The organism is Kribbella sp. NBC_01484, assembly GCF_036227145.1.
Lineage (GTDB): Bacteria > Actinomycetota > Actinomycetes > Propionibacteriales > Kribbellaceae > Kribbella.
Map to the genome: position 1 here is coordinate 4,076,412 of NZ_CP109437.1, position 17,588 is coordinate 4,093,999.

Consider the following 17,588-nt stretch of genomic DNA (forward strand, 5'->3'; position numbering starts at 1 on the left):
GTGGCCGTGAGACAACATCTCCGCCACACTCGGTGTGTTCGGCACAATGACGATCTCGAAGTCTCATCGGGCGCCTGCACTCAACTGCGCCCGAAGTCCTGGACCCAGCTGCCCGGTCCCCAGTCCGGCTTGACCTGGCCCGGGTCGTAGCCGATGCCGATCGAGGTGAACCGGCAGTTCAGGATGTTCTTGCGGTGGCCGTCGCTCTGCATCCAGGCCGCGACGACCTTCTGTGCGGTGTCGTAGCCGGCGGCGATGTTCTCGCCCCAGCTGGAACCGCGGTACCCGGCGGCCGCCATCCGGTCGCCCGGGTCCTGCCCGTCGGGGTTCGTGTGGTCCATGTAGTGGCGACGGACCATGTCCGACGCCTGCTTCCCGGCCGCCTTGACCAGCGCGCTGTCCAGCCGGAGCGGGCCGCAGCCCTGCTGCTCACGGATCTGGTTCGTGTAGTCGAGCACCTGGCGCTCCTGCGCGTTGGTGCCGCCACCACTGGTCGGCGGCTGCGTGGTGTCCCTCGGCGTCGGCTCGGTGGTCCGCGTCTTCGTCGGCGTACTGCGCGACGGCTTCGGATTTGTTCTGGTGCTGTTCGGGGTCCGCGGCGCCGTCGGTGTCATGGTCGACACGCCACCGGTCGGGACCGGGGTGGTGACGGCACTCGTGGCGGTGTTGCCCGGGGAGCCGCTGGTGGCCGGGGTGCCCGACGTGGACGTGGACGCCGCCGACCCGAGGGCCGGCGTACCGACGACGGAGGTGACCACGCCGTTCGGCAAGGTGTTGGTCACGGTCGCACCGGGTACGGCGGCAGTCGTGGTGCCGTCGGCCCCGGACGGGGCGGAGTCGTTGCGCGTGTCCTCAGAGACGTTCAGCACCTTGGCCGCGTCGTCCACGGTCGAGTGGTCGCGAGACATCAGCCAGACCACCGGGCCGATGGCGAGCAGCACGGACAGCGCGCTGACGGTCGGGCCGATCAGGCCACGACTGCGTCGGGGAGCACGTCGGCTGCCGCGGTGTCGCCGGGGGGTAGGCGAATCCGTCATGGGTGGGCGAATCCTCTTCGTTTTTCGTCGTACCGAGTGCTTCTTCGTCGTTCCCCGTGGTTGCTGCCAGGTCCCCCCTGGTCACCGAACAGTGACCTTAACCGATGGGTAAGGTCACTGTTACAGGTTCGCGACGGCTCTTAACGTTCCCCGAAGGTTTCCGGGAAACGATTGACGAACGGGTCCTGAACGGGTCAGCCGCCGAAGTCCTGCACCCAGCTTCCGTTGCCCCACTCGGGCTTCACCTGGCCGGAGTCGTAGCCGATGCCGATCAGCGTGTAGGTGCAGTTGAGGATGTTCTGCCGGTGCCCCGGGCTGTTCATCCAGCCCTTCACGACCGCGGCGGCACTGGAGTAGCCGACGGCAATGTTCTCGGCCATCGCGCCGCCCTTGAACCCGGCCGCCTTCATCCGGTCGAACGGGCTGCGGCCGTCCAGGCTGTCGTGGGCGAAGAAGTGCTCGTCGACCATGTCGGCCGCGTGCGCCTCGGCCGCCTTCGTCAGTGCGCTGTTCATCCGCAGCGGCCCACAACCGGACTTGGCGCGCTCTTGGTTGGTCAGGGCAAGCACCTGCGCCTCGGCGGTCCCCGACCCGCCGGAAGGGTTGGTCGGCTTCGGTGCCGGGGTGGCGGTGTGGCTCGGCTTCGGCGACGGTTTCGGGGACCGCGTGCCGCCTCGGCTGGGCGCCGTACTCGATCGGGTCGGTGCCGGCGTCGGGCTCTTCGTCCTCGACCGCGTCGGTGTCGGCGTCGGCGTCGCACGACGAGGTGTGTACGACGGAGTGGTCGGACGGATCGGGGTCACCGGGGTCGACATCGGGGCGTCGTCGGACGCCGAGGTAACCGACGTCACCGGGCTCTCCTGGCTGGTGACCTGACGCCCGCCGGTGTCACGCAGGACGAACCATCCGATGCCGGCCAGCAGGACCAAGGCCGACAACGAAGCGATGAGAGGTCCGGCCACTCCACTACTGAGTGACCGCTTGTGGTTCGTCATGGTGAGCAGCCTTGCCCAGGTCAGCGCTTGCGCACTCCCGGGCCGGGCCGCACTTCACGAACCTTTGACTATCTCAGCCGTTTGAAACGCCTGCGTATCAGCGTGAGCGCGCGATGACGATGTCCGCGACGACCTTCCAGCCCAGACTGCGATACAGCCGCAGGCCGTCGATCGACGCGATCAGGATGCCGCGCTTGGCGCCCTGGGCCGCGGCCGTCTCGACCAGCGAGGCCATCACGGCACTGCCGAGACCGCGCCGCCGGTGCGCCGGGTCGGTTTCGATCCGGTCCGCGACCGCGTCCTCGCCGACCACGGCCATCCGCCCGCTCGACACCACACCACCGTGCAGCGTCGCGCGAGTGATGATCAGGTCGGACTCGAGCTCGGTGTGCAGGGCATAGCGCTCAGGCAGTTTCAGGGCCGGCTGCTCCGACAGCTGGATCGTCATCAGCCAGTCCTGGTCCTGCTGGACCTCGAGACCGAGATCCTCGAGCTGCTCGATCCGGGCTTCCTTGTCGTCGGTGGCCAGCGTGATCCAGCCGGCCCCACGACCGCCGCCGCCGGCCAGCGCCAGCTCGGCGGCCCGTTCGACCCGTTCGGGTTTGTCATCGGCATCCAGAACGACATACTCCGTCGGGCGGTTCTCCTCACCCGCACGGACGGTCAGAATGCCGTCGTTGTCGTCCTCCACGGTGGTCCAGCCCCTCGAAACCGACCACCCGGCCTGCCAGCGGCGGACGAGCTCCTCACGATCTCTCACCCGTCGATTCAAGCAGCCGGATCGCGCCACGGCGAGGGGAACTTGTGTCGTCTGTCACCAACTGGCCGTATTCCGTCGTTTCCAAGGGGTCACCATTGCCGCTTCCACCAGCCCCGTCGCAACCCACCGCCCACCCCCTCCACCTCCCGGCCATTTGAGGGGAGATCCCCTCAGCTGGTCCCTTCTCCCTCTGTACGCGAGGGGAGAAGGGGCAACTTCCGGGGAGATCCCCTGAGCTGGTCCCTTCGCCTGTCGGTATGCGACGGGAGAAGGGGCAACTTCAGGGGATCTCCCCTCAAATGGCCGGGGTCGCGCGGGGCCGGTCGGTGGCGAGTCGAAGGGTCAGGGGCGGGGGTCGGTGGCGAGGAGGTCGAAGCCGAGGAGGTTCAGGAACTCGCCGTCGCGCCGTGGCGAGGCCAGTCGCTCGGTGCTCACCGCGGTGAAGCCGTTGACCTCGGCAACGTGCGCCGAGGCGGTGTTGCCCTCGGCAGCGAACAGCACCAGCCGGCGTCGCCCCAGACCGCCGTCGGCGACCGGCCGGAAGGCATGCTCGATCACCAGCCCGACCGCGGTCGACATCACCTTGCGGCCGCGCGCATCGGGGTGCAGCCAGTAGCCGATCTCGCCCATCGTCTTGTCGATCCGGTTGTTCAGATCGAAGACACTCACGCAGCCGAGCAGCTGATCCGAAGCCGCGTCCGCGATCGCCCACGGCACTCCTTCGCCACTCGCGAGGGCGTCCTGTCGGCTCCGCATGAACCCTTCGGCGTCGCTCAGCTGGTACGGCGACGGCAGGCCGGCCAGCCAGTACTGCGTCCGCTCGTCGTTGCACGCCTCCGTGATCCGCGGTGCGTCCGCCGGCTGGAACGCACGCAACCGGATCCCGCCACCCTCGAGCTCCGGCACCGACCACCAGTTGCCCTGCGGCTCGAGCTCGTCGTCGCGGCCGATCGTGGCGATCCATTCGTCCCGCCGGACGTCCCGCGCCAGCCCACCACCCGGTACGACGACCACGCCGCGGAACCCGCACTTCCACGCGACCCGGCGCGACGCGTAGTTGCCGGTGAACGCCCGCCAGATCACCCGGTCCCAGCCGAAGACGTCGAACGCGTGCCGTACGACCAGCTTGACCGCCCGCGTCATCACCCCGGCACCCCGGGCCCAGGGCGCGACCGAGAACCCGATCTCGCCGACCCCGCCCTGCCCGTCGTGCAGGTCGACGGTGCCGCTGAAGCGACCGTCGTACTCGATCGCCCAGGCCCAGGAGCCACCGTCCCGCCAGCCCATCGGCACGATCTCGGTCACGAAGTTCACCGCGTTCTGGCGGTCGTAGGGCACTGGGATGGTGGTCCAGCGCTGCATCTCCGGGTCCTGGCACATGTCGTACACGCACTCGATGTCGTCCGTCGTATGCGCACGCAGCGTCACCACGCCGTCGGTCAGGACCGGAACGTCCTCGGGAAATCGCATGCTTCAGGGTGACGCGGTGCCACCGGCGAGGCAACGTCATTTCCCTGACAGCGGCGGGTTTCGACACTAGGCTGTGGACGTGAACGCAGCCGGAACGGAGCCGTCGCGGGGCCGGGGTGGGCAGCTGGCCGCCCAGCGGCAGGCCACGATCGTTGCCGAGGTCAACAGTCGCGGCGCGATCACGGTCGCCGAGCTGGTCGATCGGTTCGGGGTGTCGGACATGACGATCCGGCGCGATCTGGACGCGCTCGACTCCAGCGGGTTACTGCACAAGGTGCACGGCGGCGCCACGTCGGTCGGGCTGCGCAGCGCGCACGAGCCCGGGTTCGACGCCAAGCTGACGCAGGAGTCCGCGGCCAAGCAGGCGATCGCGGCCGAGGCGGCCGGCCGGGTCCAGCCGGACAGCGCGATCGGGATCGGTGCCGGTACGACGACGTACGCGCTGGCTCGTCAGTTGCTGCGGGTGGAGAACTTGACAGTCGTCACGAACTCGGCGCGGATCGCGGATGTGTTCCACGGCAACAGCCGCTCGGATCGCACGGTGGTCCTGATCGGCGGTATCCGCACTCCTTCGGACGCATTGGTCGGCCCGATCGCTACCGCCGCCCTGGCGTCGCTGCATCTCGATCTGCTGTTCCTCGGCGCGCACGGCGTCGACGCCGAGCACGGACTGAGTACGCCGAACCTGATGGAAGCCGAGACCAACCGGTCCTTCATCGCCGCGAGCCGCGAGGTGGTCGTGGTCGCGGACCACACCAAGTGGGGAACGGTCGGGTTGAGCACCTTCGCCACCTGGGCCGACCTCGACGTCATCGTCACCGACAGCGGACTGTCCACCGCCGCCCGCAAAGCCATGCGGGACACCGGCTGCGAGCTGATCCTCGCCTCCTAGTTGAGGCGCGACGCTCGGGCTGACGGGGTCGCCGCGAGGGCGCTGGGTGCGGTGAAACCGTGCTCCGCAAAGGCTTTCTCGATCGCCGCGAGGACGGACTCGGCCGCGTCCGCCACAACCAGCGCGATGATGCAGCCACCGAAGCCGCCGCCGGTCATCCGGGCGCCGAGCGCACCGGCCTCGAGCGCGGTGTCGACGGCGACGTCCAGCTCGGGCACGGTGATCTCGAAGTCGTCCCGCAGCGACGCGTGCGACGCGGTGAACAACGGCCCGACCTCCTGCAGCCGACCGGCCCGCATCAACGCCACCGCTTCCTCGACCCGGCGGATCTCGGTGACCACGTGCCGCACCCGGCGCCGTACGACGTCGTCGCTCAACCGGGCGAGTGCGTCGTCGAGGTCGTCGTACGCGATCGACCGCAGGGCCGGTACGCCGAGCTCGGCGGCGGCCTGCTCACAGCTCTTCCGGCGGGCGGCGTACTCGCCGTCGACGTGCCGGTGGGGTGCCTTCACATCGACGACCAGCAGCGCGAGGTCGTCGGCCACCGGGTCGAACGGGATCTGGTCGGTGGACATCGCGCGGATGTCGAAGTACAGGGCATGACCGGCGGTGCAGCACATGGACGCCATCTGGTCCATCAGGCCGACCGGGGCGCCGACGTACTGGTTCTCGGCGCGCTGGGCGAGCCGCGCGACCTCGGCGGGGTCGACCTCGATGCCGCGCAGGCCGAGCAGGGCGACGGAGGTCGCGCAGAGGAGTGCCGCGGACGACGAGAGGCCGGCGCCGGAGGGCAGGTCGGAGTCCACCAGGAGGTTGGCGCCGCCGATCGCGTAGCCGGACTCGCGCAGGATCCAGGCCGCACCGGCCGGGTACGCCGCCCAGTCACTGACGGAGCCCGGAGTCAGTTCGTCGATGGCGAACTCGGTGATGCCCTTGTGCCCGGTGGACGCGACCGCGATCCGGCCGTCGTCGCGCTGCGAGGCGGTCACCACGATCCGGTTCGGCAGGGCGATCGGGAGGACCAGGCCGTCGTTGTAGTCGGTGTGCTCGCCGATCAGGTTGACCCGGCCGGGAGCGCGCCAACTGCCGTCCGGCGCCGTACCGAAAACGTCCTGGAAACTCACGAACCCACCTTCCGCAGGGTCTCGGCCACGTCCTCGGGCCGGGTGTCGCTGATGAACGCGCCCATCCCGGACTCCGAGCCGGCCAGGTACTTGATCTTGTCCGCGGCCCGGCGGATCGACAACACCTCGAGATGGAGGTAGCCGAGCTCGCGATCGATCCGGACCGGGGCCTGGTGCCAGGCCGCGATGTAGGGCAGCGGATCGCCGTACAGGCCGTCGAGTCGTTGGAGTACGTCGAGGTACAGCTCGGCGAAGTCGTCGCGCTCGCCGACCGACAGCTCGTCGATGCCGAAGACCTGACGGTGTGGGTAGAGGTGCACCTCGACCGGCCAGCGGGCGGCCTCGGGCACGAACGCGGTCCAGTTGCCGTTCGCGGCGATCACCCGGCTGCCCTCCTTCCGCTCGGCGGCCAGGACGTCGGCGAACAGGTTGCTGCCGGCAACTTCCTGGTGCTGCCGGGCCCGCGCCATCAGGGTGCGCATCCGCGGCGGCAGGAACGGGAAGGCGTAGATCTGGCCGTGCGGGTGGCTGAGCGTCACGCCGATCTCACGGCCGCGGTTCTCGAACGGGAAGACGAGCTCGACGTCGTCGCGGGCGCCCAGCTCGGCGGTCCGGTCGGCCCAGGTGTCGACCACCAGCCGGGCCTGGCCCTGGGACAAGTGCGTGAACGACTGGTTGTGGTCGCTGGTGAAGCAGACCACCTCGGTCCGGCCCGGGCCGGCGAAGGAGGGGAACCGGTTCTCGAACACGGCCACGTTGTAGTCGTGGTCCGGGATCTCGGTCGGGTTGCCCGGCTTGCTCGCGCACAGCGGGCACTGGTCGGCCGGCGGCAGGTAGGTGCGGGTGTTGCGGTGGGTCGCGTAGGTGATCACATCACCGGTCAGCGGGTCGGTCCGCAGCTCGACCTGTGGTTGCGGGGCGGGCAGTCCGCGGGTGTCCTCGAGCGGCACCCGAACCGGCGCGTCGGCCGGGTCGTAGTAGATCAGCTCGCGTCCGTCGGACAGCCTGGTGTCGGTCCGGCGTACCCCGCGCGGTGTCTTCATCGGTTGACCCTCCCGGCCGTACGACGTGGACGGCCAGGAATCATCGTAAACCAACAAACTCGAACATGCAGCATGGTACGGGCCACCGCTAGGCTTGTCGGATGGACGACTACGCCCAACGCACGCCCTCTCGACGTACGACGAGAGGGCGTTAGGAACTCCGAACCATGAATGTCACCCTGCTCAACATCGCCCTGATCCTGGTCTTCGTGCTGATCGGCGGGGTCTTCGCCGCGGCCGAGATGGCGCTCGTCTCGCTGCGCGAGAGCCAGCTCAAGTCGCTGTCGCACCGCGGCCGGCGCGGCGAGATCGTGGCCAAGGTGGCCGCCAACCCGAACCGGTTCCTGTCCGCCGTCCAGATCGGCGTGACCCTGATGGGGTTCCTGTCCGCCGCCTTCGGTGGCGCGACGCTCGCCGACGGCCTGTCCCCGCACCTGCAGAAGCTGGGCCTGCCCGAGTCGGTGGCCAACACGGTCGCCCTGGTGCTGATCACGATCTGCATCTCCTACGTCTCGATCGTGATCGGCGAGCTCGCGGCCAAGCGGCTCGCGCTGCAGCGGGCCGAGACGTTCGCGCTCGGCCTGGCGCCGCTGGTCGACAAGATCGCCTCCGGCGCCCGCCCGGTCATCTGGCTGCTGTCCAGGTCGACCGACCTGGTGGTCCGAGCCCTCGGCGGTGACCCGAACGCGAACCGCGAGGTGATGTCCGACGAGGAGCTACGCGACCTGGTCTCCGCGCACGAGTCGCTCGGCGAGGAGGAGCGCCGGATCGTCGACGACGTGTTCGAGGCCGGCGGCCGGCAGCTCCGCGAGCTGATGCTGCCGCGCACCGAGGTGGACTTCGTCGACGCGGAGATGCCGGCGTACAAGGCGGTCAAGTTCGCCGCCGAGCGGCCGCACTCGCGCTACCCGGTGATGAACGGCTCGGCCGACGACATCGTCGGCTTCGTGCACGTCCGGGACCTGTTCGACCCCGCGGTCGCGTCTCGTTCGGTCCGGGTCGGCGACCTGGCCCGCGAGGTGCTGATGCTGCCGGACACCGCGAAGCTGCTGCCCACGCTGACCGAGATGCGCCGGGTGTCGACCCACCTGGCCATCGTCCTGGACGAGTACGGCGGTACGGCGGGCATCGTCACGCTGGAGGACCTGGTCGAGGAACTGATCGGCGACATCAAGGACGAGTACGACGAGGAGTCCGGCGAGACCACCCGGTTGCGCAGCGGCGACATCGAGGTCGACGGCCTGCTCAACCTCGACGACTTCGCCGACGAGACCGGCGTCGAGCTGCCCGACGGCCCCTACGAAACCGTCGGCGGCTTCCTCGCCGCCCAACTCGGCAAGGTGCCGTCCACCGGTGACGAGGCCCGCGTCGACGGTCACACGCTCACCGTCATCGAGATGGACGGCCGCCGGGTGGCCCGGGTCCGGATCCATCGCCTCAAACCGGCAGGGGAGGAGCCGGTTCCGGCCGAGGAGCCAGCACCTGCCGGCGACTGAGGATGACCAGGCCGCCGACGACGTAGCCGAGGCCCTGGAAGACCAGGACGGGGATGATGCCGACGGCGTCGCCGAGGAAGCCGGCCGAGGTGATGCCGACCAGGACGGCGACGGACTCGGTGGCGGTGATCGCGCCGAAGATGCGGCCGCGGGTGCCGTCCTGGGTGAGGTTCTGGAACACCGTCATCATGCCGGCGACCGTGAAGGCGCCAGGGAGTCCGACGACGATCATGCAGGCGAAGGCCGGGATCAGGCTGTCCGAGATCAGCGGGTAGCAGAACAGCGTCAGGTCGACCAGGCCGAAGAAGAAGGCACCGACGCCCCACATTGTTGCTGCAGGCAACCGTGACCCGATGGCCGCGGCGACCAGGCCGCCGACGATGCCGCCGATCGCCTGCGACGAGACGATCAGGCCGTACGCCGTACCGTCACCACCCAGCTCGGAGCTGACGAAGGGTGCGAACAGCGTGCTCATGATCCCTTCGCCGACACCGGTGACGAGGCAGAAGACGAACAACAGCCGCATCGCCTGGCCCGCGACGCACAGCCGGAGACCTTCGGTCCACTCGGCCCGCAGACGGCGGATCGCCCCGCCGGCCTCCTCGGCCGCGCTCGCTTCGTCGTGCTCATGTGGGGTGCGACGATGCCGCATGCCGGCGACCAGAACGACGGCAATCAAGAAGGTGCCGGCATCGGCCAACGCGAGCAGGGTGAGACCACCGAGCGCCGCGAGCACGCCGCCCAGGGCGGCGCCGACCAAGCGGGCGATGTCGCGGATCTGACCGTTCAAGGCGTTGGCCGTCACCAGTTGCTCGGACTCGACCAGCACCGGCACCAGCGACTGCTCGGCCGGGCTGAAGAACTGCTGCAAACAGCTCTGCGCGAGGACGACGCCGTACACGATCCAGATCGCGCTCTCGTCCCGGACGGCGAGCAACGGCAGCAACACCAGCGCGTTGAGTACGTTCGTCACGATCATCGTCTTCCGCCGGTCCCAGCGATCGACGAAGACTCCGGCCAGCGAGCCGAGCACGACCGGCGGCACGAACGACGCCAGCAGCAGCCCGCCGGAGGCCAGCGTGGATCCGGTCAGCACATACACCTGGAACGCGAGCCCGGTCCGCAGCAGCCAGTCGCCGATCAGCGAGATCAGCCCGGCGCTCAGCATCAGCCGGTAGTCGCGCTGCCGTGCGAGGACACTCCACAGGTCCTTCATCACTGCTCCTCAGGTGTGATGGTGACGATCTGCGTGATGGAGACATGGCGGCTGCCCGGCGGGCGGGTGGACTTGTCGTCGATCGGCCGCTCGTCGACGTACCGCTGCAGCAACGCGTCGATCTGGGTGACGAGCTCGGACAGTTCCTCGGCGGTCAGATAGAACCCGCTCTGCCCGATGCCCGAGTTGTCCCGCCAGACCGCGTCCTCGGTCGTGCGTTCCTGCTGCCATTGGCTGAGACGCTCCAGCGCTTGCTCGGCCAGCAGTTGCTCGAGGACGTCGGCTGCCGCCGCCCCCTCGGGCGTCGTGGCGGCGTCTCGCCAGGACTGCGAGGTCGACACCAGCCGCCACGGCCGTTCCCGGTTGTCCTTGCCCGGCGCCGGTTCGACGAAGTCGTACTTCGCCAGCTGCCGCAGGTGATGCGACGCCAGCGCCTGGCTGATGCCGAGCCGCCGGGCCGCGTCGGCCGCGGTCATCGGCCCTTCCCGCCCGAGCAGCGACTGCAGGTCCAGCCGGACCGGATGGGCCATCGCCCGAATAGCCAGCGGATCGGCCAGTAACCGCGTCCGCCGTGGATCCTTCTCCAAAGACATGCTTGGAATATGCGACAGCCTGAATCGGATGTCAAGCCGTTGCTTGGAATGTTGTCGCGTGTACCGAAGCACGGGTGGTGGTGGGCGTCGCCTCGCCCGAGAGCGATGGTTCGCGCCCTAGGCTGCCTGGCCGGGGTCGACCACTACCCGTTCGTCGGTACGGTCAGCCGGTCTGTTCGCGGATCCACTCGAGGGCGTCCTCGGCGTGGGCCAGGACGGAGATGTGGCCGAGGCCGGGACGGAGGTCGAGGTCGGCGGTGCGCAGGTGGTCGGCCAGCCAGCGGCCGTGGGCGCTGGGGATGATGCCGTCGTCGGTGCCGTGGACGAGGAGGGTCGGAGCGGTGATCGTGGCCGGGGCGCAGCCCCAGGGCACTACGTAGGAACAGTCATCGTCGATCAGCCCGTCCGGACCGTTCGGCATCGACTTGTCACCCGCGACCGACCCCAGCCAGCCCCACGGCCCGTCGAACATGGCCAGGTCCGCCTCGGTGAACTCCGGGTCGTACTCCACTCCCGACGCCTCGTGGCGCTCCTTCGCCGACCTCCCCGCGGCCGCGGCCCGGAGTGACGCCAGCCCGGACGGGATCATCCCGTCGTACCAGTCGAGACCTTCGGCGTCGTACGGCGCGATGGCCGCGAAGGTGGCGACGGCCTCGACCCGCTCGCCGAGGACCGCGGCCGAGCCGAGGGCGTACGAGCCGCCGCCCGAGTAGCCCATCAGCGCGAAAGTGCCGACCCCGAGTGCGTCCACGACTGTGGTCAGATCGGCCGCGACCGAGGCCATCGTGCGTCCGGGTGCCGGCGTCGAACCGCCGTACCCGGGCCGGTCGAACGAGACCCAGCGGATGCCGAGCCAGTCGCCGGCTTCGAACAGCGGCTCCGGCGGGACGCCCAGGTTCGGCGTGCCGTGGTGCCAGACGACCGTCAGCCGGGCGGTGTCGCCGGGCGCGCTGTCGTACACGTGCAGGGTGCGGCCGTCCGCCAGCCGGAGGTCCGTCTCGTCCATATCGCTCACCTTAGGTTCGTCGGGGTCTTGGCGAGCGGTACGTCGGAGGCCCGCGGACGGAGTCGACATTCGAACGAGCGGAGCGAGTTCGTCATCTGGCACCGCCGGGCGCGAGGTTTTGCCCGGAGGTGAAATGTCGAGTCCTGCCGGCCGCCTCCGACCTCTGCTGCGAAGATCCACTCAGACTCCGAAAGGAACAAGTCATGAAGTACCTGCTGCTCATCCACAGCAACCCGATCACCTGGGGACACCCGTCGTTCCTGTACACCGACGAGGGCCAGGCGCTGCCGAAGAAGGCCCGCGATGCCCTGGAGGCTCAGCTGAACAGCCTGCTCGACGAGTTGGACACCTCCGGTGAGCTGGTCACGGCCGTGCCGCTCGAGCCGCCGTCCAGCACGCGGGTCGTCCGGGTCCGCAAGGGCGTCCGGGCGACCACCGACGGCCCGTACTCCGAGGCCAAGGAGCAACTCGCCGGCGTCTTCCTCATCGACGTCGCCACCCCTGAGCGGGCGGAGGAGATCGCGGCCACCATCCCGGAGGCTCAGTTCGTCGCGGTGGAGGTCCGCCCGGCCTCGGTCTTCGACTAACTGACCAGTCGGGTGTGGTTCTCCCCGGTCGCGAGGGCGGGGTCGAGGGCGCCGAGGGCCAGCCAGGTGGCGCCGCCGACCCCGTCCCTGGCGGTCAGGACCTCACCGGAGAAGTGCTGATGGATGGCATCCCTGATCAGGCGGCCGACCGGTGAGGCTTCGCCCGCGACACTGCCCGCGAGCACCATCGGGCCTTTGTCCGACGTTGTCCGGAGCCGGCCGACTGTCGCTGTGAGCAGTTCGGCTGCGCGTTTCACCAGAGCGCGTGCCGTTTCGTCGTTCTGCTCGTACGCCGCCACCACGGTCCGTGCCAACTCTGCGAGCAGGACCGGTGGCCGGCTGTTCACCGTGCGGATCAAATCGTCACGCAGTACGTCGTATCCCTCGCGCAGCGCGATCGCATGCTCGTCCCGATCGGGCAGGATCGCCTGTACGACGGATTGCCCGAGCAGGCCGAGTGGTTCGCCCAGATCCAGTGCGAGCAGCACACTGCGCACTGCTTCCCGGCCGAGCCAGAATCCGGACCCGTCGTCGCCGAGCAGCCAGCCGTGCCCGTCGGCGGTCCGCACCAACTGGTGGTTGCGCATCAGACCGGCGTTGCTCCCGGTCCCCGCGATCAGCACGGTCCCGTCCGGTTCCGCCGTACCGGAGGCGAAGGCCACTTCGAGATCGCCGATGAAGTCGGGCTTGATGGTCAGGCCGACGCCGGACCAGGCGGCGTCGAACTGGGCTGCCACGTCGGGCCGCGCCAGCGCCGAGCCGCCGGCGACGCCGACCACCGCTGCTTTGACCGCGGTCGGGTCCAGTCCGGCCAGTGCCGCGTGAAGCGCCTGACCGAAGTTGGCCGCCGCACTTGCGGGATGACTGGTCGGGTTTCCGCCCGCGGCGGCACCCCGGCCGACTACGTTGCCGTCAGGGTCCGCGATCACGATCCGGGTGGAGGTGCCGCCGAGGTCGCCGCCCAGCACCAGTGCCGTCGCTGGCATCAAGACCACTGGGTCGGCAGGTTCCCGCAGCGGGCGTTCGACCGACATACGCAATGCTCCAAACTGCTCAAAAGAGCCTCTCAGCAAGCACAAGAGAACAAGGTTACGCAACGGTTCCGATCCGGCGAGAAGAGTGAGATCGGCCTTGACTTTAGCTGCCAGGTAAGAAAAGTTCTGTCCAGCAAACCGCAAAGTTGCGCACTTGTCGGCACCGGGAGTGTCGTAGCGAACAGGTTAATCGAGGGGTGGGGGCCGCTGATGGCCAGCAGTAAGCACGGGGGACCGGCAGAGTCCGGTGGTCTGAGCGCGCAGGCATATGTACACACGCTGACGCCGATCCTGGCCGCGGTCACCGAGCAGATCGACGGACCGATCCAGCAGGCCGCGGACCTGATGACCACGGCGCTGCGCGCCGACGGCGTCATCCAGGCCTTCGGTTCCGGCCACTCCGAGGCGCTGGCGATGGAGATCGCCGGCCGCGCCGGCGGCCTGATCGCGACCAACCGGATCGCGCTGCGCGATCTTGTCCTGCTCGGCGGCGAGCCCGCCGAGTTGCTCGGCAGTGCTGAGCTCGAGCGTGACCCGTCGTACTCCCGGAAGCTTTATGAGCTGTCCGCGGCTCGGCCGGGGGACCTGTTTGTGATCGCCTCCAACTCCGGCGTGAACGGTTCGATCGTCGAGCTGGCGTCGGTGGTGAAGGAGAAGGGCCACCCGCTGATCGCGATCACCTCGCTGCAGCACACCGGCGGGGTGGACTCGCGCCACCCGTCCGGCAAGAAGCTGATCGACTTCGCCGACGTCGTACTGGACAACCACGCGCCGTACGGCGACTCCGTGCTCGACCTGCCCGACGGCGGTGGCAAGGTCTGCGCGGTGTCGTCCATCACCGCCGCGCTGATCGCCCAGATGCTGGTCGCCGAGGTACTGCGCCGGATGACCGACGCCGGCGAGACGCCGCCGGTCTACCTGTCCGCGAACATCCCCGGTGGCGACGAACACAACCACGCCCTTGAAGCACGGTATGCCGGTCGCATCCGGCGTACTGCGTGAAACACTCCTTGGAAGGCAGGACTATGACCACTCCCAACAACCTGTCGCGGCGCCTGTTCCTGCAGCGCGCAGCGGTCGGCACCTTGCTGGCGACCGGCGGCAGCACGCTTCTGGCCGCCTGTGCCGGTAGCGGCAGCAACGACAGCGGTTCCAGCGGTGGCGGCGCCGACAAGACCGCGGACAACCCGTTCGGCATGGCGGAGAAGTCGGCCGTTGAGGCGGTGATCTTCAATGGTGGGTACGGCTACGACTACGTGACGTTCGCGGCCAACCTCGTTCAGCAGAAGCAAGCGGGCTCGACGGTCAAGGTTGCTCCGTCCACCGAGATCGCCCAGCAGCTGCAGCCGCGCTTCGTCGGTGGCAACCCGCCGGACCTGATCGACAACTCCGGCAAGGCCCAGATCGGCTTCGGCACGATCCTGGACCAGCTCGCGCCGCTGGACGACGTCTTCGAGGCCAACAACTACGAGGGCACGAAGATCGCCGACACCCTGTACCCCGGCGCCAAGGTCCCCGGTACCTTCGACGGCAAGTTCGTCGCCATGAACTACGTGCTCACCCTCTACGGCCTGTGGTACTCCGAGAGCCTGTTCAAGGAGAACAGCTGGGAGCTGCCGAAGACCTACGACGCGCTGCTCGACCTCGGCGCCAAGGCCAAGGCGAAGGGCAAGTACCTGTTCGTCTGGGGCAAGGAAGCCGCGACCTACTACCACACCCTGGCCGTCGACTCCGCGATCAAGGAGGGTGGCGACGAGGTCCGGCTGGCGCTGGGGAACCTGGAGGAGAACTGCTGGTCGCAGCCGCAGCTCCAGAGCGTCTTCAAGGCCCTGGAGACCATGGTCAAGAACGGCTACTTCGTCCCCGGCGGCGCCGGCACCCAGTTCACCGCCGCCCAGGCGAAGTGGAGCAACGACCAGCAGGCCATCCTCTACCCCTCGGGCTCGTGGATCGAGAACGAGATGAAGAAGGCCACCAAGAGCGGGTTCCAGATGAAGGGCATCCCCGAGCCCACGCTGACCGAGAGCCCGAAGCTGCCGTACGCGGCGCTGCGCAGTGCGGCCGGTGAGCCGTTCATCGTCCCGTCCAAGGGCAAGAACGTTGCCGGCGGCAAGGAGATCCTGCGGGCCATGCTGTCCAAGGAGGCGGCGACCAACTTCGCCAAGACGCGGCTGGCGCCGACGATCGTCAAGGGTCTTGTTCCCGCGGACGGTTTCGGTTCGACCGCGCTGCAGTCGCAGATCGCGATGCTGGACGCCGCCGGCACGAACATCTTCGACTACCAGTTCGTCAGCCTGTACGGCATGAACACCGACAACCTCGTGGTCTGGAACTCGTTCCTGTCCGGCCAGCTCGACGCAGCTGGCCTGACGAAGGGCCTGCAGGAGATCACGGACAAGGTGCGCAACGACAGCTCCGTCAAGAAGATCCCGGTCACGGCGTGACCGTGTCGCACAATGTCGTGCCGGGGGGCGGACCCAAGCGGTCCGCCCCCCGGCGGCGCCGGCCGCTGACCTTCGACCGGGTCAGCTTCATGGTCGTCTTCCTCGGCCTGCCGCTGGCGATCTTCGTGATCTTCGTGGTCTCTCCGTTCGTGCAGGCGCTGTGGTACTCGCTGACCGACTGGTCCGGGTTCAGCTCGAAGATGAACTTCGTCGGCTTCGACAACTACGTCAAGCTGTTCCACGACGACATCTTCCTGAAGGCCGTGCGCAACAACATCGAGCTGGCGATCGTCGTGCCGATCGTGACGATCGTGCTGGCGCTGACCCTTGCCACGCTGGTGACGATCGGCGGCTCGGGCACCGGGACCGTCCGCGGACTGCGCAACTCCGGCTTCTACCGGATCGTCTCGTTCTTCCCGTACGTGATCCCCGCGATCGTGATCGGCCTGATCTGGGCACAGGTGTTCACGCCGGGCTCGGGCTTGCTGGACGCGGTGCTGTCGAAGATCGGGCTGCACCAGTTCGAGAACTACGCGTGGCTCGGTGACGCGCGGACCGCGATGCCGGTGTCGATGTTCGTGATGATCTGGGGCTTCGTCGGCTTCTACATGGTGCTGTTCATCGCGGCCATCCGGGGCATCGACCCCGAAGTGTTCGAGGCTGCCCGGATCGACGGCGCCGGCCGGTTCCGTACCGCGGTGTTCCTGACGGTGCCGCTGATCCGCGACAACGTGCAGACGGCCTACATCTATCTCGGCATCGCCGCCCTCGACGCCTTCGTCTACATGCAGGCGCTGAACCCCGGCGGCGGCCCGCAGAACTCGACGCTGGTCATGCCCCAGCAACTGTTCACCACGGCCTTCACCAAGGGGCAGTTCGGTTACTCGACGGCGATGGGCGTGGTCCTGGCCACAGTGACGCTGCTGTTCGCGCTCGTGGTCTTCGTGGTGAACGCCCTGACCGGCGGACGTGAGCGGAAGGTGAAGGTACGCCGATGACAACCACCGCCGACCGGGCCGAATTCGTCGCCGGGTCCCGCGCGCCCGACAAGCAGGCCCCGGAGGGCAAGCGCGTTGCCACGACCGCCCACATCGCGCTGATCCTGTGGTCGCTGTTGGTGATCCTGCCGCTGCTGTGGACGCTGCTGTCCTCGTTCAAGACGACGCAGGAGATCCTGGGCAACCCACTGTCGTTGCCGGGCAAACTGCAATTCAGCAACTACGCCAGCGCCTGGACGACGGCCGGCATCGGTCGCTACTTCGCGAACACGGTGGTCGTCGTGGGCTCCGCGCTGGTGCTGGTGATGATCCTGGGTGCCATGTGCGCGTACGTGCTCGCCAGGTTCTCGTTCCGCGGCAACCGGCTGATCTACTACTCCATGCTGGCTGGGCTGACGTTCCCAGTCTTCCTCGCGATCGTGCCGCTGTTCTTCGTGCTGAAGAACCTCGCGCTGCTCAACACCCTGCCCGGGTTGATCATCACCTACGTCGCGTTCGCGCTGCCGTTCACCGTCTTCTTCCTGCACAGCTTCTTCAAGGCGCTGCCGGGCGAGGTCTACGAGGCGGCGCAAATCGACGGGGCAGGTGAGTGGCGATCGTTCTTCTCGGTGATGCTGCCGATGGCGCGGCCGGGGATGGCGTCGGTCGCCATCTTCAACTTCCTGGGGTTGTGGAACCAGTTCCTGCTCCCCGTTGCCCTGAACACCGACTCGAAGAACTACGTGCTCTCGCAGGGCATGGCCTCGTTCGCATCGCAAGCCGGTTATGCGGTGGACTTCGGCGCCCTGTTCGCGGCCGTGGTGATCACTGTGGCGCCGGTTCTGGTGGTCTACATCATCTTCCAGCGTCAACTGCAGGTCTCCGTCACCGCCGGCGGCGTGAAGTAGGTAGCG

At 68.4% G+C, this 17,588-nt stretch carries 18 protein-coding genes; 8 read left to right on the plus strand and 10 right to left on the minus strand.

Translation table 11 applies throughout. The annotated features are described in order from the left end of the window. Positions 1 to 80 precede the first annotated feature (80 nt). Positions 81 to 1,037, minus strand: coding sequence for a CAP domain-containing protein (locus OG555_RS20005; protein ID WP_329484425.1), 957 nt, complete (start codon positions 1,035 to 1,037; stop codon positions 81 to 83). 194 nt (positions 1,038 to 1,231) lie between these two features. Then, the gene (locus OG555_RS20010) at positions 1,232 to 1,552 is read right to left on the minus strand and encodes a CAP domain-containing protein (RefSeq protein ID WP_329484426.1); all 321 of its coding nucleotides are present in this window, start codon (positions 1,550 to 1,552) and stop codon (positions 1,232 to 1,234) included. Between the two features lie 109 nt (positions 1,553 to 1,661). Between OG555_RS20010 and OG555_RS20015 the strand changes: the two genes are divergently transcribed. Continuing rightward, entirely contained in the window at positions 1,662 to 1,913 is a 252-nt protein-coding gene (locus OG555_RS20015; RefSeq protein ID WP_329484427.1) for a hypothetical protein, read from the plus strand. 216 nt (positions 1,914 to 2,129) lie between these two features. Here OG555_RS20015 and OG555_RS20020 read toward each other — a convergent pair whose 3' ends face one another. After that, positions 2,130 to 2,792: a GNAT family N-acetyltransferase gene (locus tag OG555_RS20020; RefSeq protein ID WP_329484428.1), complete on the minus strand. Its 663-nt coding sequence runs from the start codon at positions 2,790 to 2,792 to the stop codon at positions 2,130 to 2,132. Positions 2,793 to 3,134: 342 nt separating this feature from the next. Next, complete coding sequence (locus tag OG555_RS20025) at positions 3,135 to 4,262, minus strand: GNAT family N-acetyltransferase (RefSeq protein ID WP_329484429.1); 1,128 nt, start codon at positions 4,260 to 4,262, stop codon at positions 3,135 to 3,137. Positions 4,263 to 4,341: 79 nt separating this feature from the next. Between OG555_RS20025 and OG555_RS20030 the strand changes: the two genes are divergently transcribed. Then, positions 4,342 to 5,154 (plus strand): DeoR/GlpR family DNA-binding transcription regulator, encoded by an 813-nt coding sequence (locus tag OG555_RS20030; RefSeq protein ID WP_329484430.1) that lies wholly within the window; start codon positions 4,342 to 4,344, stop codon positions 5,152 to 5,154. Here the strand turns inward: OG555_RS20030 and galK are convergent. Both galK and galT read right to left on the minus strand, forming a co-directional pair. Then, positions 5,151 to 6,278 carry a galactokinase gene (galK, locus tag OG555_RS20035; protein WP_329484431.1) on the minus strand — a complete coding sequence of 376 codons (1,128 nt, stop codon included), beginning with the start codon at positions 6,276 to 6,278 and terminating at the stop codon, positions 5,151 to 5,153. The genes OG555_RS20030 and galK overlap by 4 nt on opposite strands. After that, entirely contained in the window at positions 6,275 to 7,321 is a 1,047-nt protein-coding gene (gene galT / locus OG555_RS20040) for a galactose-1-phosphate uridylyltransferase (RefSeq protein WP_329484432.1), read from the minus strand. Before galT ends, galK begins: the two co-directional genes overlap by 4 nt. A 167-nt stretch (positions 7,322 to 7,488) precedes the next feature. Here galT and OG555_RS20045 point away from each other — a divergent pair, with 167 nt between their 5' ends. Next, positions 7,489 to 8,817 carry a hemolysin family protein gene (locus tag OG555_RS20045; protein ID WP_329484433.1) on the plus strand — a complete coding sequence of 443 codons (1,329 nt, stop codon included), beginning with the start codon at positions 7,489 to 7,491 and terminating at the stop codon, positions 8,815 to 8,817. On the opposite strand, the gene OG555_RS20050 is transcribed toward OG555_RS20045, so the two are convergent. From OG555_RS20050 to OG555_RS20060, 3 genes are all read right to left on the minus strand, one after another. Beyond that, positions 8,759 to 10,033 (minus strand): MFS transporter, encoded by a 1,275-nt coding sequence (locus OG555_RS20050; RefSeq protein ID WP_329484434.1) that lies wholly within the window; start codon positions 10,031 to 10,033, stop codon positions 8,759 to 8,761. The genes OG555_RS20045 and OG555_RS20050 overlap by 59 nt on opposite strands. After that, entirely contained in the window at positions 10,033 to 10,626 is a 594-nt protein-coding gene (locus OG555_RS20055; RefSeq protein WP_329484435.1) for an ArsR/SmtB family transcription factor, read from the minus strand. Before OG555_RS20055 ends, OG555_RS20050 begins: the two co-directional genes overlap by 1 nt. Before the next feature lie 163 nt (positions 10,627 to 10,789). Then, positions 10,790 to 11,632, minus strand: a complete 843-nt coding sequence (locus OG555_RS20060; protein ID WP_329484436.1) for an alpha/beta fold hydrolase — start codon at positions 11,630 to 11,632, stop codon at positions 10,790 to 10,792. A gap of 203 nt (positions 11,633 to 11,835) precedes the next feature. On the opposite strand from OG555_RS20060, the gene OG555_RS20065 reads away from it, so the two are divergent. Then, entirely contained in the window at positions 11,836 to 12,219 is a 384-nt protein-coding gene (locus OG555_RS20065; RefSeq protein WP_329484437.1) for a YciI family protein, read from the plus strand. Here OG555_RS20065 and OG555_RS20070 read toward each other — a convergent pair. Further along, positions 12,216 to 13,205: an N-acetylglucosamine kinase gene (locus OG555_RS20070; RefSeq protein ID WP_329484438.1), complete on the minus strand. Its 990-nt coding sequence runs from the start codon at positions 13,203 to 13,205 to the stop codon at positions 12,216 to 12,218. The two genes, OG555_RS20065 and OG555_RS20070, sit on opposite strands and share 4 nt — an antisense overlap. 258 nt (positions 13,206 to 13,463) lie before the next feature. Between OG555_RS20070 and OG555_RS20075 the strand changes: the two genes are divergently transcribed. Genes OG555_RS20075 through OG555_RS20090 form a run of 4 tightly spaced genes read left to right on the plus strand, consistent with a single transcriptional unit; the run spans position 13,464 to position 17,582 of the window. Further along, positions 13,464 to 14,255, plus strand: a complete 792-nt coding sequence (locus tag OG555_RS20075; protein WP_329484439.1) for an SIS domain-containing protein — start codon at positions 13,464 to 13,466, stop codon at positions 14,253 to 14,255. A 23-nt stretch (positions 14,256 to 14,278) separates the two neighbouring features. Further along, positions 14,279 to 15,697 (plus strand): N-acetylglucosamine/diacetylchitobiose ABC transporter substrate-binding protein, encoded by a 1,419-nt coding sequence (ngcE, locus tag OG555_RS20080; RefSeq protein WP_329484440.1) that lies wholly within the window; start codon positions 14,279 to 14,281, stop codon positions 15,695 to 15,697. Then, positions 15,694 to 16,695: a carbohydrate ABC transporter permease gene (locus OG555_RS20085; protein ID WP_329484441.1), complete on the plus strand. Its 1,002-nt coding sequence runs from the start codon at positions 15,694 to 15,696 to the stop codon at positions 16,693 to 16,695. Before ngcE ends, OG555_RS20085 begins: the two co-directional genes overlap by 4 nt. Then, positions 16,692 to 17,582, plus strand: a complete 891-nt coding sequence (locus tag OG555_RS20090) for a carbohydrate ABC transporter permease (RefSeq protein WP_329484442.1) — start codon at positions 16,692 to 16,694, stop codon at positions 17,580 to 17,582. Before OG555_RS20085 ends, OG555_RS20090 begins: the two co-directional genes overlap by 4 nt. Positions 17,583 to 17,588: the final 6 nt, after the last annotated feature.